The organism is Rhodococcus sp. OS5 (assembly GCF_056837585.1).
In genome coordinates, this window is sequence record NZ_CM166368.1 from 4,548,224 (window position 1) to 4,562,673 (window position 14,450).

Sequence of the window (14,450 nt, forward strand, 5' to 3'; positions counted from 1 at the left end):
CCGAAAGCGAGCGAACCTGCCATGTCCGAAAACACCACGCCTGACTCCTTCGACGCCGGATTGGCTGTGCGCACCGAAGTCATGGGGGCCGATTTCGTCGACGCCGCCTTCGAGCGCACCCGGGGAACGGACAGCGAAGAACTGCAGAACTTCGTGACGGCCAACGTCTGGGGTTCTGTATGGACGCGTCCCGGACTCGATCGCCGCAGTCGCAGTCTGATCAATCTGGGGATGCTGATCGCGCTGCGCGCCGAGAACGAACTCAAAGGCCACGTACGTGGGGCATTGCGAAACGGATTGACGCGCACCGAGATCGTCGAAACCGTGATCCACGCGAGCGCGTATTGCGGCGCGCCGGCGGGGCTGGCGGCGATGCGTGTCGTGCAGGAAGTTCTCGACAACGAACTGGGACCGCTGCAAAACTGAACAACTTCAAACCCAGGCATCTCCCCGTGCAGACCGAAGTCCGCACGGGGAGATCACTTCTCAGGAAGTGGGGCCGAACTCCTCGAGCATGTCGGTCACCAACTCGGCGATCGGCGAACGCTCACTGCGCGTGAGTGTGATGTGCGCAAAAAGCGGGTGCCCCTTGAGCTTTTCGATGACGGCCGCAACTCCGTCGTGCCTGCCCACTCGCAGGTTGTCACGCTGCGCGACATCGTGCGTGAGGACCACTCGCGAGCCGGTTCCCAGACGAGAAAGCACTGTCAGCAGAACATTTCGTTCGAGCGACTGCGCTTCGTCGACGATCACGAACGAATCGTGCAGCGACCGACCGCGAATGTGCGTCAGCGGCAACACTTCCAGCATTCCGCGGGCGAGAACCTCCTCGAGAACCTCTGGCGAGGCCAACCCGTCGAGAGTGTCGAAAACGGCCTGAGCCCACGGGCCCATCTTCTCGCTCTCACTACCGGGAAGGTAGCCGAGTTCTTGTCCACCAACGGCATACAACGGACGGAAGACGACAACCTTGCGCTGAGTGCGGCGCTCGAGAACGGCTTCCAGACCTGCCGTCAGAGCCAAGGCCGATTTACCGGTGCCCGCCTTACCACCGAGAGAGATGATGCCGATGCTCTCGTCCATGAGGAGATCGAGCGCAATGCGCTGCTCGGCGGAGCGGCCGTGCAACCCGAACGCCTCGCGCTCACCGCGCACCAACTGGATGCGCTTGTCGGGAGTCACCCGACCGAGGGCGCTCGACGAACCACCGAGCAGGCGAAGACCCGTGTGACACGGTAGATCTCGCGCTTCGTCGAGGTCCAGGAAACCCTCGTTGAACAGCTCGTCGATGTCCGTCGAGGCGACGTCCAGCTCGGTCATGCCCGTCCATCCGGATGGCACGACGTCGTGAGCGTGGTACTCGTCGGCAGGTAGTCCCACCGCGCCTGCCTTCACACGAAGCGGAATGTCCTTGCTGACGAGGACTACGTCCTTGCCCTCCGCAGCAAGATTCAGCGCACACGCCAGAATCCTCGAATCGTTACTGTCCGTGCGGAATCCGACGGGCAGGACCGCAGGGTCGGTGTGATTGAGTTCGACCTGCAGTGTCCCGTTCTCGGTGCCGATCGGCACCGGACGGTCGAGGCGGCTGTATTCGATCCGTAGATCGTCGAGCATGCGGAGCGATTCTCGGGCGAACCATCCCAGTTCGTGGTGGTGCCGTTTGCCTTCGAGTTCACTGATCACGACCAGTGGGAGTACCACGTGGTGTTCGGCGAATCGAGTGACAGCCCATGGATCGGACAGTAGTACCGAGGTATCCAAGACGTACGTGCGAAGTGCATCTCCCGAATGATTCCCGGCTGATAGATCAGCCCGGGCCGAGTGGGCAGAGACGGAGCGTGATGCAGTCACGTTGGGCTCCTAGGTCTGCGCGGCACCCGCGCAAACTCAGCTCGCTGGGCCGGACGGCTCTGGTGTCAGGTGACGCTGTGTCAGCTGAAACAAGGGCCGGGCGCCGGCCCTCTCGTACTGAGTGTTTCAGTCACGATCAGAACCTCCCGCACAAGTAACTTCTGGTTACTCGTTACTGCCGACGGTACTGCGGATCGGACACTCGCGCCACGGAACGAGCCGCACATCTGGTGAACGCCAGGTAACAAAATGCCACTCGTGTGATTCGGCGTCACTCAGGACTCGATCAGACCCCACTTGGCGGCGCGCACCGCTGCCTGAACCCGCGAATTGGTTCCGGTCTTGACGAAGATGTTCTCGAGATGGGTGGCGACGGTGCGACGGCTGACGAACAACTCCTCGGCGATCTCGACATTGCCCGCGCCCCTGGCCACCAATTGCAGTACTTGAATCTCCCGTGGGCTCAGATGGACACGATCGAGCGCCACCTGGTCCCCCACGACGCGCGAGCAGGCTGCGCTGGACGCCGCCACCACCTCCCGTACGCGATCGACGACGCCGGAATCCGCGAAGCTCATGTGCAGCAATCCGGTCACCTCACGGCCGGAGAACCCCAATGCGACCGAGGCACCCTCGGCGTACCCGGACGGCCGCAGAACATCGGTGACCATCTCGACCTGCTCGAATCGTGGCACGTCCTGCCAGAACACGGGCACGCCCGAAGCCTCGCGAATGATGCCGAAGAGATTGCGATCGGCGACGAAGTCCTCGAGCAGGAACTCGAGCACCCTGGCGTCGTATCCGGAACTCGCCAGAGCCCGATGCCTTCCGCTCGACGGGTCCCGGTACGTGACCGCCGCAGCCGAGTACGCGAGTCCACGTGCGCGAAGTTCTTCGGCGCACAGGCCGAGAATGCCGTACGCCCCGGCCGCCGGCGATCGCGGCGCGAACATGTCAGGTCCAGCGCCGCGATCAGGCAGTACAGACGTCATCACACCAATCTAGCCAATCGTGTGAGCTAGGCCACCACCAGTGAATCGGCCGGCTTCTTGTCCGCCCACGGACGTGCCGCTTCGAAGTTCGCGGCAGCCCGCATGACCACTGCGTCCTGGCGGTGACGTGCGGCGATCTGCAGCCCCACCGGTCGACCGTCGGCGGTGAATCCAGCGGGCACGGTGATCGCCGGATTGTTGAGCATGTTGTACGGGTAGGTGAAGAGCCAATCGAGCAACTGCTCACGCAGCGACGCACCTTCGAGCCACGACGGCGCGAACTGACTGAGCGGGAACGTGGCCGAAGCCAAGGTCGGCGAGACCAACACGTCGTAGTCGTTCATGAACGTCGTCCACGTGTCCCACATCACGCCGCGGAATGCGTCGGCCCGCCCGACGTCGACACCGGTGAGCCGCTCGGCCTCGTGCATGATCTCGATCAGGTTGTCGTCGACCTCACCGCGCTGGTTCTCCCAGTCGAGCAAGTCGTATTCGGAAGCGAAACCGGGAACCCAGATGCCGTTCCACATCGACTCCGACGGATTTCCCCACTGCGGGGTCGCCTCGGTGATCCGGGCACCCAATTCCTCGAATGCCGACAACGCGTCGAGACACACCGCCAGCACCTCCGGATCAACATGGCCGAGACCGAGATTCGGCGACCACGCCACGCGAAGGCCCTTCACGTCACCCTTCGAGGCTTCGACGTACGAGGTCTCGGCACGCTCGATCGAGAGCGGGTCCGCATTGTCCGGCCCGGCCATGATGTCGAGCATCAGCGCGTTGTCGGCAACAGTCCGGGTGATCGGACCGTGGTACGCCCAGTTGTAGAAGCGCCCGGCCAGGATGGTCTGCGGGATGACGCCGGTGGTCGGCTTCAACCCGACGACCCCGCAGAGCGCCGACGGGATACGCACCGATCCCGCGCCGTCACTGCCCTCGGCGAGTGGCCCGAGGCCTGCAGCCACGGCAGCCGACGCACCGCCACTGGACCCGCCCGCGCTGTTGCCGAGCTTCCACGGGTTGTGCGTCGGCCCGTACAGGTGGTTGTCCGTGCCACCGTAGTAACCACTTTCGGGAGTGTTCGTCTTTCCCAGGAACAGTCCGCCGGCGCCACGCAGCCTGTCCACGACGACGGCATTTCCCGTCGCGATGTTGTCGGCCATCGGCTTCATCCCGAACGTGGTCGGCAGCCCGTCGACTGCCGTCAGATCTTTGATCGTGAACGGAACGCCGTGCAGCGGGCCGAGCTTCTCGCCCGCTTCCTGTTGCCGTGAGAGTTCGGCCGCATCGCGCGTCACCTGCTCGCGATCGAACTGCACTATCGCGTTGATCGACGGATTGACGGCGTCGACGCGCTGGATCATCGCTTCGGCAATCTCGTTGGGCGAGAGACTGTTCGACGCGACCGACGCCGCCATCTCGGTAGCGGAGAGCCAATGCAGATTCTGTTCGGTCATGGGGTTTCCTTCGCCGGAGGGGTGATGCTCTCAGGCTAGGAAGCACCGAACTCGGCCACCATCGGTCATGTGACCGATGCCACAATCCGCGACTGGCAAAAAACCAGCGGCCCGGCCCCTCGAAAGGGACCGGGCCGTCGGTGAAGGAATTCCTAGACGTTCTTGCTGAGCAGGCCCCAGTTCTCGAGACCGTCGTACAGAGGAAGGTCGAGAGCGAGCTTGGCGACGCGCGCACGCAGCGCCGGCAGATCCGCGTTGCCGGCCAGAGCGGTACCGATGATGTCGGCGACCTCGGTGAACTCGGCATCGCCGAATCCGCGAGTGGCCAACGCTGCGGTACCGATACGCAGACCGGAGGTGGTCATCGGCGGGCGGGGATCGAACGGAACAGCGTTGCGGTTGACCGTGATGCCGATTTCGTGCAGAAGGTCCTCACCCTGCTGGCCGTCGAGCTGCGAGTTACGCAGGTCCACGAGAACGAGGTGGACGTCCGTGCCGCCGGTCAGGACGCTGATGCCCTGGTCTGCGACGTCCTTGTTGCCCAGACGCTCGGCAAGGATGCGCGCACCGGAAAGGGTGCGTGCCTGACGATCCTTGAACTCTTCACCGGCAGCGATCTTGAAGGTGACTGCCTTGGCCGCGATGGCGTGCATGAGCGGTCCACCCTGCTGACCGGGGAAGACAGCGGAGTTGAGCTTCTTGGCCCACTCTTTCTTCGCCAGGATCAGGCCCGAACGCGGACCACCGAGGGTCTTGTGGACGGTCGAGGAGACGACGTCTGCGTACGGGACGGGCGACGGGTGCAGGCCTGCCGCAACCAGTCCGGCGAAGTGAGCCATGTCCACCCACAGGTACGCCCCGACCTCGTCGGCGATCGCGCGGAACGCCGCGAAGTCCTGCTGACGCGGGTACGCGGACCAGCCGGCAACGATGACCTTCGGCTTCTCGGCGAGGGCGATCGAGCGCACCTCGTCCATGTCGATGCGGTGATCTTCCTTGCTGACGCCGTAGGACGCGACGTCGTACAACTTGCCGGAGAAGTTGAGCTTCATGCCGTGCGTGAGGTGACCGCCGTGTGCAAGGTCGAGGCCGAGCAGCTTCTCACCCGGGTTCATCAGTGCCATCAGAACAGCAGCGTTGGCCTGTGCGCCCGAGTGCGGCTGAACGTTCGCGAACTCTGCACCGAAGAGTTCCTTCGCACGGTTGCGCGCCAGATCCTCGATGACGTCGACGTGCTCGCAACCGCCGTAGTAACGACGTCCCGGGTAGCCCTCGGCGTACTTGTTGGTCAGGACGCTGCCCTGAGCCTGCAGAACCGAGCGGGGAACGAAGTTCTCCGACGCGATCATCTCGAGCGTGTCGCGCTGACGAGCCAATTCACCAGCCATCGCCTCGGCGACTTCGGGGTCGAGTTCGGCGAGTGATGCAGAGTTGACGTCGGAGCCGGGCACAGCGGTCATCGAGGAATCTCCAAGCTGGATGCGGAAACGAATGCGTCCAGTCTACGAAGTTCGCTCCCGCCGTCTCCACCCGGCACTAGGCAGCACGCAGAGAGCTGGGGACCAGCGGCTCGTCGAGCAGCCTGCGGAAGCGTCCGGTGCGCTCCGCGCCCACCGGCACCTCGTCCAGCCATCCCCCGAGCAGCCGGTATCCCTCGACATACGTGCTGGTGTATGCCCGCCACAGCGGCGAAGACAGGAACTTGAGCGATTGGCGAGCGCGTTCCGGCGTCGACAGCGACCACCGTTCGAGGAACAGCGCCACGTCGTCGAGGCTGCGCCCCTCGTCGTGCAACATCAGCGCCGCATCCTGCCGGACACTCAGCAGTTGCCCCGACGCGGCGGAGAGCCGTTGCGCCTTTTCCCCGTCGAAAGACAAGCCGAGGTCGGCGTAGATGTCCTGCGCCCACACACCCCAGTCCGGGCCGACAATCGCTTCCAGCGCCAAATCCGCGAGGCCTTCGGCCATGATGCACTGCGGCGTGTTGACCAGGAACAGTGTCTGCTCGAGCTGGCCCGAACCGACCAGACCGGCTTCCTTACGGCAATGCTCGGTGTGATGGCCGGGGTAGGACTCGTGCGCGATCAGCCGCGGCAGGTTGGCCATGAACTGCGGCAGATCCGAATTGATCGCAACCTTGGAGCGGTAGTCACCGAGGTAGTAGTTGAAGCCGGACCACGGCTTGTCCCCCACCACTTCGTATTCGACGGTTTCCGACGCGGGAAGCCCGAAGGTGCCGCGGACCAGATCGCGCAGCGCACTCGACATTGCCTCGACGCATTCGTTCAGTTTCGCCGCGGGGATCTCGTCGGCCTTGCGATGCGCCTGCACCCGCTGCGCCAGCGGTCCCGGACCGGGCAGAACTTCACCCATCAACCGGTGAGCGTCGCTGTAGGCGTCCTCGTTTCCCTTTTCGATTCGTACGTCGAAGTACGCCTCGACCTCGTCCACGAAGCCGATGTCCTCACCCGCGAACTTGCGCCCGGAGCATTCCAGGGCGCGAAGGTGTACGTCGACGAAGTGGGAGCGTTCGGCATTCAGACCACTTCCGGCCAACTCGCCCCGCAATTCACGTGCCGTGCGGGCAAGTTCACGCGGATCGGGCTTCGGGGCGCTCTCGATCTGCTTACGCAGCGCCGGGTCACCGGTGAACGCGTCGACGAACCCGTCTTCGAGACGGTCGAAACCCAGTCCGAGCAGCAGGTATTGGCGAACAAGTGTGTCTGGATCCATAACCACCGAGCCTAGTCGCTCGCTCCGGAATGCCACCCGGCGAAAGTCCCGGACGTGGCACCGAGCACAATCCGACTATGCACTCGGATCGTGCGCACACGCGCCTGGCTTGCTCGCATAGCTGTTTCGTCCGCCGGGCCCCGGGTTCACTACGTGCCGGTGAGCTGGGCTGATGGCGCGCACCAACGAATCGAGTCCCTACGTCGAGTTCGACCGCAAGCAGTGGCGGACACTGCGTAAGTCGACGCCACTGGTGTTGACCGAGGACGAGTTGTACGGCTTGCGTGGTCTCGGCGAGCAGATCGATCTCGAAGAAGTTGCCGAGGTTTATCTCCCCCTCGCACGTCTGATCCACCTACAGGTAGCGGCGCGCCAACGACTGTTCGCGGCCACCGCGACCTTCCTCGGCGAGAAGCATCCCGACCGTCAGGTGCCCTTCGTCATCGGCGTCGCCGGTTCGGTCGCGGTCGGAAAATCCACGACTGCTCGTGTGCTGCAAGCTCTCCTGGCCCGCTGGGATCACCATCCGCGCGTCGACCTCGTCACCACGGACGGATTCCTCTATCCGACCAGGGAACTCCAGCGTCGGGGCATCATGCACCGCAAGGGTTTTCCCGAAAGCTACGATCGCCGCAAGCTGTTGCGCTTCGTCACCGAAGTCAAGTCCGGGGCGGAAGAGGTAGCGGCGCCGGTCTATTCGCATACGTCGTACGACATCATCCCGGGCCAGTACCACCTGATCCGCCAGCCCGACATCCTCATCATCGAGGGCCTCAACGTCCTGCAGACCGGCCCGCGTCTGATGGTCTCCGATCTGTTCGACTTCTCGATCTACGTCGACGCCCGCATCGAGGACATCGAAGCCTGGTACATCCAGCGGTTCCTCGCGCTACGCAACACGTCGTTCGCCGATCCGAACGCCCACTTTCACCACTACTCCGGCCTCTCCGACCGTGACGCGACCATCGCGGCGAAGGAGATCTGGAACTCGATCAACCACCCGAACCTGGTGGAGAACATTCTCCCCACCCGCCCCCGCGCAACCCTGGTGCTGCGCAAGGACGCCGATCACACGATCAACCGGCTGCGACTGCGCAAGCTCTGAGACGGCTCAGGCGCCGAACCGGCGGTGGCGCGCCGCGTAATCGCGCAAGGCTCGAAGAAAGTCGACTCGACGGAATTCGGGCCAGTACGCCTCGGTGAACCAGATCTCCGAATAGGCGCTCTGCCACAACAGGAATCCGGAGAGCCGCTGCTCGCCGGAGGTGCGGATCACCAGATCCGGATCGGGCTGTCCCGACGTGTACAGATGCCCGTCGATGCCGTCGACCGTGACGGCCTGGATCAGTTCGTCGCCGCTCAGACCCGCACCGATCTTGTCGCGCAGGAGCGATTGGACGGCGTCGGCGATCTCCTGACGCCCGCCGTATCCGATCGCGACGTTGACATGTGTCCCGGTTCGGCCGCTCGTCCCCGCCGCCGCTTCCCGCAAGCGCCTGGACTGCTCGGGAGGCAGAAGATCGAGAGCACCGACGATCTGCACACTCCAGTTCTTGCCGGGCCCGGAGATCTCTTCGACGACGTCGGTGATGATTTCGAGGAGGGTGTCGAGCTCTTCCGGCTCGCGGCGCAGGTTCTCGGTCGAGAGCAGGTAGATGGTTGCCATCTCGATTCCGGCGGCGTCGCACCACTCGAGCAATTCGGCAATTTTGAGCGCGCCCATGCGGTGCCCGTGACTGACATCGGTGAAGCCGTTCTCGCGAGCCCATCGCCGATTTCCGTCACACATCACGGCTACGTGCCGTGGGTGCGCGAGACCGTCGAGATGACTGAGGAGTCGTCGCTCGTAGATGCTGTACAGCAGTCCGCGCAGATTCACCGTGACATCACCATGGTGTCAAAGACTACGCCCGGCAGTGACAGCCACATGCGAGCGCCGTCACGCTTTTTGTACGCGTCGAAAACCCGCAGGTAGGTTATGCTACTGATGCGTAACCTACGGTACCGTAGGTTACGCGGTTCGCAACAGTACGGAACGAGAGGGGTTGCACATGACGGCATTCGGGCTCGAAGAGCTTCCGGTCAAACCACGCATGCGCGGTTGGATCCATCTGTGGGCGCTCGGTGTCTCCGTCGTCGCGGGCATCGTTCTCGTCTCCGTAGCCGGCGCTCAGGTCGGCGCCAAAGCGGCTTGGGCGACCGCGATCTACAGCGTCACGATCTGTGGCCTCTTCGGCATCAGTGCGACGTATCACCGCATCCAGTGGCAGACGGTCAAGGGCCGTACGTGGATGAAGCGTGCGGACCATTCGATGATCTTTCTCTTCATCGCCGGCAGCTACACACCGTTCGCCATGCTCGGCCTCCCGACTCACACCGGCAAGATCATCCTCGCGATCGTGTGGGCAGGCGCGCTCGCCGGCGTCGCACTCAAGATGCTCTGGCCCACCGCCCCGAAATGGGTGGGAGTCCCGCTCTACCTGCTCCTCGGTTGGGCGATCGTTCCCGTGGTCGGTGAACTGACGCACCAGGTCGGTGTGGCGCCGATGGTGCTGCTGCTCGTCGGCGGAATCTTCTACAGCGTCGGTGCGATTTTGTACGCGACGAAATGGCCCAACCCGTGGCCCACGACCTTCGGTCACCACGAGTTCTTCCACGCCGCGACGGTCGTCGCGGCGATCTGCCACTACATCGCGGTATGGCTCGTCGTGTTCAACTGACTCGCCAGTTCAACCACCGTCGTCACCGGCCGATCACACACGAATCCCCGACAGATGTACGCGGCTTCACCACCGTCGACAAGTGGTCGATCCGCAAGCAGCGGTGAAGAATCCGGGGCTCCCCCGACAACCACTGCACCACCCGGCGCAAGCCGACGGGCATCGGCCAACAGCGAACCTTCCCCGACGACGGCCACCTGTATCGGACCACGCGACGACGCTTCCGCCACAGCGAGCCAATGTCCCGCCGAGCGAGGCGCACGCTCGAGCGGCAACGTGGCCCTCGCCAGCGCGTCCGCCGCGGCCTGGGCGTAACGAGAAGAGCGCTCGGCATCGGTCAACGCCGCTGCGGTCAACAGAGCCTCCGCGACGCTCGACGCACCGGACGGCGTCGCGCCGTCCAACGGGTCTCGGGGCCGAGTCACGAGCGACTCCGCGAAATCGGCCGTGTCGAACCAGCTTCCCGGCTCGGCCGGATCAGCGAAGTGGTCGACAGTGACGTCGAGCAACTGCTGCGCCGCATCGAGCCACCGCGCCAATCCCGTTGCCTGGTATAGAGCCAGGAGGCCGGTGGCCAACATTGCGTAATCCTCGAGCACGCCCGTCGGGGCGCCGACAGCCCCGCCGAGGGAAGCGCGACGCAAGTGACCGTCCACCAGGTGAAGGTCGAGAAGAGCGCCTGCGCACTCGGCCGCCGCGGTGATCCAGTCGGGTCGGTCCAGGGCAAGTCCGGCTTCCGTCAAGGCCGTGACGGTCAGCCCGTTCCAGGCCGTCACCACCTTGTCGTCGCGGCCGGGCTGTGGACGCTGAGCCCGGACGGCGCGTAGAGCGTCGGAGACCGTCTGCCAGCGCGACCAGTCATCGGGGTCACGGAGCAACTGCAGTACCGACGCACCCTCTTCGAAGGTTCCGGTATCGGTGACCCGGAACAACTCCGACGCCCACTGCCCGTCCTCCGCGCCGAGAATCTCGACCAGCTGCGTCGGCGTCCATACGTACGTGAGGCCTTCGACGCCGTCGGTGTCGGCATCGAGAGCCGAAGCGAAGCAACCGTTCTCGGTCAGCAGATCGGAGAGCAGGAACCTTGCGGTCTCCTCGGTGACGCGAGTGGCGAGGTCCGATCCGGTGCGCCGCGCCCAGTGCGCGTAGAACCGCAGGAGCAGCGCATTGTCGTAGAGCATCTTCTCGAAGTGCGGAACCACCCACTCGGCATCGGCCGAGTACCGCGAGAAACCGCCACCCAACTGGTCGTAGATCCCGCCACGTGCCATTGCTTCGGCGGTGCGCTCGATGCCGCCGAGGATCTCGCCCGAACCCGTTCGCTCGTACTGTCGGAGCAGCCCCTCCAGTAGTGCCGACGGTGGAAACTTCGGTGCCCCACCGAATCCCCCGCGCGGGACGTCCTCGTCGCCGAGGATCGACCGACCCGCCGCGTTCAGCAGCTCGGCGTCGATAGGTGCTCCCCCGTACGGAATCCCGCCCGACGCGCGCTGAAGTTCCGTGACGATCGACTGTGCCGCGTTGTCGACCTCGTCGCGCCGATTCGTGAAGGTGTCGACTATCGCTTCGAGAAGCTGTGTGAACGAGGGCATTCCGCCGCGAGGCGTCGGCGGGTAGTACGTGCCGCAGTAGAACGGTGAACCGTCGGGAGTCAGGAAACAGGTCATGGGCCAGCCGCCCTGGCCGGTCATCGCAACCGTCGCATTCATGTAGACGGCGTCGATGTCGGGACGTTCTTCTCGGTCCACCTTCACACAGACGAAGTTCGCGTTCATGACGGCCGCGATCTCGTCGTTCTCGAACGACTCGTGCGCCATGACGTGGCACCAGTGGCACGCCGAGTATCCGATCGAGAGGAGAATCGGCACGTTGCGCTCGCGCGCCCACTCCATCGCTTCTTCGCCCCACTGTTGCCAGTGGACCGGATTGTCGGCGTGCTGACGCAGGTAAGGGCTCGAGGACCCACCCAGGTTGTTCCGCATCCGTGGGTCCATCGCCGCTACCTCGTTCGTCTCAGGATTCTTGCTTGGGCTTCTTCTCGGTAGAGACGTTGGGTTCCGCCGGGCTCGGAGCAGTGATAGCTCCCCGGTCGGTGCCTTCGTCTGCCTGCTGATCGAGTTCGGGATGATCCGGTTCGAACGTCTCCGGCAGCTTCTTGAGCTGGCGGTTCATCGACCGAACCAGGAGGATCACACCGATGAGCAGCGCAAGAATCACCAGCAGGCCGACCGGAGAGGACTTTCCGAACTCCGGGCCGGATGGGTTACTGGGCGTCTGAGCAAGAAATTGTGTGGTGCCGAGAACTACCTCGGCGGACAGAGCATTCACTTCTGAGCGTCCTCTTCGAGACCTGCGAACAGGTCGGTTTCCGGAATGGACGTGGTGACCCGCGTCTTGGCGAGCTCGAATTCCTCGGTGGGCCAGATCTTCTGCTGAATGTCGAGCGGCACAGCGAAGAACGAACCGTTGGGATCGATCTGCGTCGCGTGTGCGCGCAGAGCATCGTCACGCTGGGGAAAGTAGTCGCCGCACGTGACCTGAGTGGTCACCCGGACCATCATGTCGCCGCGTTCGGTCTTCCACTTCTTGAGCCAGTCCGCCATCGGGAACGGCTCACCGCGACGCTCGTACTCCTCCTGGAAGAGTTCGAGGCGCTTACGGATGAATCCGTGCGAGTAGTAGACCTTCTTGATTTCCCACGGCTGACCGTCCTCGGGGAAGTACTCGGGATCGGCGGCGGCTTCGTAGGCTGCCATCGTCACCTCGTGGCACCGGATGTGATCCGGGTGCGGGTATCCGCCGTTCTCGTCGTACGTCGTGACGACGTGGGGACGGAACTCGCGAATCACCTTCACCAGAGCGCGCGTCGACTCTTCGAGCGGAACGAGGGCGAAGCACCCTTCGGGCAGCGGCGGAAGAGGGTCGCCCTCGGGAAGCCCGGAATCGACGAAACCGAGCCAGCGCTGCTTCACGCCCAGGATGCGAGCGGCCTCGGCCATCTCCTCCTGGCGAACTTCGCTGATTCGATCGCGGACACCGGGAACGTCCATGGCCGGGTTGAGAATGTCGCCACGCTCACCCCCGGTGAGCGTCAGGACCATCACTTCGTGGCCTTCGGCTGCATAACGGGCGGTGGTGGCCGCACCCTTGCTCGACTCGTCGTCGGGATGGGCATGGACGGCCATGAGCCGGAATCCGCTCACGTGTTCGTTCACCTCAACTTCACCTGTAGCCGTTGCCGGCAGTTCACCTGTAGCCGTCACCGGCAGTTCACCTGTAGCCGTCACCGGCAGTCTTCGAATCACACGCTGTGCACCGCTCGGATTACTCCGGGCCGTTGCCGTCAAACGTACCGACTGCCGACAAACCTACCGACGGCGCGACGGGATACGTCCTCTATAGTTCCACCCGAGAGTTCCTGGCGCAGCCGTGACCCCTTCGGTAATCCGGCGGGACACAGTCAGTTGCTGCACGACACGCGAACTCGAGTCTTCGAGAGCAGAGTGATGAGCAAACCGCTTCCCCAAGATCGGTACCCGAGCACAACTCGCACGGGCAGTCCCCGCAAGTGGATGGTGTGGGCTCTGACCGCTCTCGTCATCGTCGTAGGCGGCGGAATCGCGTACTACGCGTACGGAAAATTTGCGGTCAAGGAAATCGAGACCGAGACCATCTCGTTCGACATCGCCAACGACTCCACGGTGAAGATCCGTTTCACCGTCACACGCGACGACTCGTCGCGTGAAGCGATGTGCATCGTGCGCGCACGCTCGAAGGACGGCTCCGAAACCGGTCGACGTGAGGTCTACGTCCCGTCGTCGGAACATCAGACCCTCGAGTTCAACACCGAGGTCAAGACGTCCCAGCCGCCAGGCATGGCCGACGTCTACGGCTGCAGCTTCGACGTTCCGGAGTACCTGACCAAGAGCTGACCTCGGGACGCACCCACCCTGCCGGACGTTTGACGCCGGACAGGGCGGGTAGTCATGCGTGATAGAATTGCCCGATACACGGTTCCGGGTGGAACCGTGTATTGCTGCATTGACGCAAGGTTTGACGGCAAGGTTGCATCCCTGGTGGTGCTTCTGTGTCGTTGTTCGCTGCTGTTGCAGCGATCGTCGAGGGAGCCCCCGGCTCCGACTACTAGGGAGTGATCGAGATGACCGAGACCCAGGTGACCTGGCTTACCCAGGAATCACATGACAGGCTCAAGAACGAACTCGACCAGCTCATCGCCAATCGCCCGGTCATCGCCGCCGAGATCAACGAGCGTCGCGAAGAGGGTGACCTGAAAGAGAACGGCGGCTACCACGCTGCCCGCGAAGAGCAGGGTCAGCAGGAAGCCCGCATTCGCCAGCTCCAGGAGCTGCTGAACAGCGCAAAGGTCGGCGAGGCCCCCACTCAGTCCGGTGTCGCACTGCCCGGATCCGTAGTCAAGGTCTACTACGACGGCGACGAGAGTGACACCGAGACGTTCCTGATCGCTACCCGCGAAGAAGGCGCACGTGACGCCAAGCTCGAGGTCTACTCGCCGAACTCACCGCTGGGCGGCGCGCTGCTCGAAGCCAAGGTCGGCGACACGCGTGAGTACAACCTGCCCAACGGCAGCACCATGAAGGTCACGCTGCTGAGCGCGGAGCCTTACCACAGCTGATCGGCTGTACCAGCTCTGAAAAGAAGCGCCACCCGAC

At 63.8% G+C, this 14,450-nt stretch carries 14 protein-coding genes; 5 read left to right on the plus strand and 9 right to left on the minus strand.

The features are described 5' to 3' along the window. Window positions 1-21: 21 nt before the first annotated feature. On the plus strand, window positions 22-426 hold the full coding sequence (locus tag ACVZUB_RS21050) for a carboxymuconolactone decarboxylase family protein (protein ID WP_003945227.1): 405 nt from the start codon (window positions 22-24) through the stop codon (window positions 424-426). A gap of 60 nt (window positions 427-486) precedes the next feature. On the opposite strand, the gene phoH2 is transcribed toward ACVZUB_RS21050, so the two are convergent. From phoH2 to ACVZUB_RS21075, 5 genes are all read right to left on the minus strand, one after another. Then, window positions 487-1,854, minus strand: coding sequence for an RNA 5'-3' helicase PhoH2 (gene phoH2, locus ACVZUB_RS21055; RefSeq protein ID WP_003945274.1), 1,368 nt, complete (start codon window positions 1,852-1,854; stop codon window positions 487-489). A gap of 275 nt (window positions 1,855-2,129) precedes the next feature. After that, window positions 2,130-2,846, minus strand: coding sequence for a helix-turn-helix transcriptional regulator (locus ACVZUB_RS21060; RefSeq protein ID WP_030536254.1), 717 nt, complete (start codon window positions 2,844-2,846; stop codon window positions 2,130-2,132). 26 nt (window positions 2,847-2,872) lie between these two features. Then, entirely contained in the window at window positions 2,873-4,306 is a 1,434-nt protein-coding gene (locus tag ACVZUB_RS21065; RefSeq protein WP_482627728.1) for an amidase, read from the minus strand. A 152-nt stretch (window positions 4,307-4,458) separates the two neighbouring features. Continuing rightward, entirely contained in the window at window positions 4,459-5,766 is a 1,308-nt protein-coding gene (glyA, locus tag ACVZUB_RS21070) for a serine hydroxymethyltransferase (RefSeq protein ID WP_003945195.1), read from the minus strand. A 76-nt stretch (window positions 5,767-5,842) separates the two neighbouring features. Beyond that, window positions 5,843-7,039 (minus strand): DUF885 domain-containing protein, encoded by a 1,197-nt coding sequence (locus ACVZUB_RS21075; RefSeq protein WP_482627729.1) that lies wholly within the window; start codon window positions 7,037-7,039, stop codon window positions 5,843-5,845. Between the two features lie 172 nt (window positions 7,040-7,211). Between ACVZUB_RS21075 and coaA the strand changes: the two genes are divergently transcribed. Next, complete coding sequence (gene coaA / locus ACVZUB_RS21080) at window positions 7,212-8,144, plus strand: type I pantothenate kinase (RefSeq protein WP_003945270.1); 933 nt, start codon at window positions 7,212-7,214, stop codon at window positions 8,142-8,144. Between the two features lie 6 nt (window positions 8,145-8,150). On the opposite strand, the gene ACVZUB_RS21085 is transcribed toward coaA, so the two are convergent. After that, window positions 8,151-8,918: an isoprenyl transferase gene (locus ACVZUB_RS21085; RefSeq protein ID WP_003945211.1), complete on the minus strand. Its 768-nt coding sequence runs from the start codon at window positions 8,916-8,918 to the stop codon at window positions 8,151-8,153. A gap of 172 nt (window positions 8,919-9,090) precedes the next feature. On the opposite strand from ACVZUB_RS21085, the gene trhA reads away from it, so the two are divergent. Beyond that, a complete protein-coding gene (gene trhA / locus ACVZUB_RS21090) occupies window positions 9,091-9,759 on the plus strand; it encodes a PAQR family membrane homeostasis protein TrhA (protein ID WP_058037248.1) in 669 nt (222 codons plus the stop codon). On the opposite strand, the gene ACVZUB_RS21095 is transcribed toward trhA, so the two are convergent. Genes ACVZUB_RS21095 through mca form a run of 3 tightly spaced genes read right to left on the minus strand, consistent with a single transcriptional unit; the run spans window position 9,726 to window position 12,962 of the window. Next, window positions 9,726-11,753, minus strand: a complete 2,028-nt coding sequence (locus tag ACVZUB_RS21095) for a thioredoxin domain-containing protein (protein WP_482627730.1) — start codon at window positions 11,751-11,753, stop codon at window positions 9,726-9,728. The genes trhA and ACVZUB_RS21095 overlap by 34 nt on opposite strands. A gap of 19 nt (window positions 11,754-11,772) precedes the next feature. Next, window positions 11,773-12,087 (minus strand): hypothetical protein, encoded by a 315-nt coding sequence (locus ACVZUB_RS21100; protein WP_007726381.1) that lies wholly within the window; start codon window positions 12,085-12,087, stop codon window positions 11,773-11,775. Continuing rightward, window positions 12,084-12,962, minus strand: a complete 879-nt coding sequence (gene mca, locus ACVZUB_RS21105) for a mycothiol conjugate amidase Mca (RefSeq protein WP_007726383.1) — start codon at window positions 12,960-12,962, stop codon at window positions 12,084-12,086. Before mca ends, ACVZUB_RS21100 begins: the two co-directional genes overlap by 4 nt. A gap of 303 nt (window positions 12,963-13,265) precedes the next feature. On the opposite strand from mca, the gene ACVZUB_RS21110 reads away from it, so the two are divergent. After that, complete coding sequence (locus ACVZUB_RS21110; RefSeq protein WP_007726384.1) at window positions 13,266-13,691, plus strand: DUF4307 domain-containing protein; 426 nt, start codon at window positions 13,266-13,268, stop codon at window positions 13,689-13,691. A gap of 227 nt (window positions 13,692-13,918) precedes the next feature. After that, window positions 13,919-14,413 (plus strand): transcription elongation factor GreA, encoded by a 495-nt coding sequence (gene greA / locus ACVZUB_RS21115; RefSeq protein ID WP_007726385.1) that lies wholly within the window; start codon window positions 13,919-13,921, stop codon window positions 14,411-14,413. The last annotated feature ends 37 nt before the right edge of the window (window positions 14,414-14,450 follow it).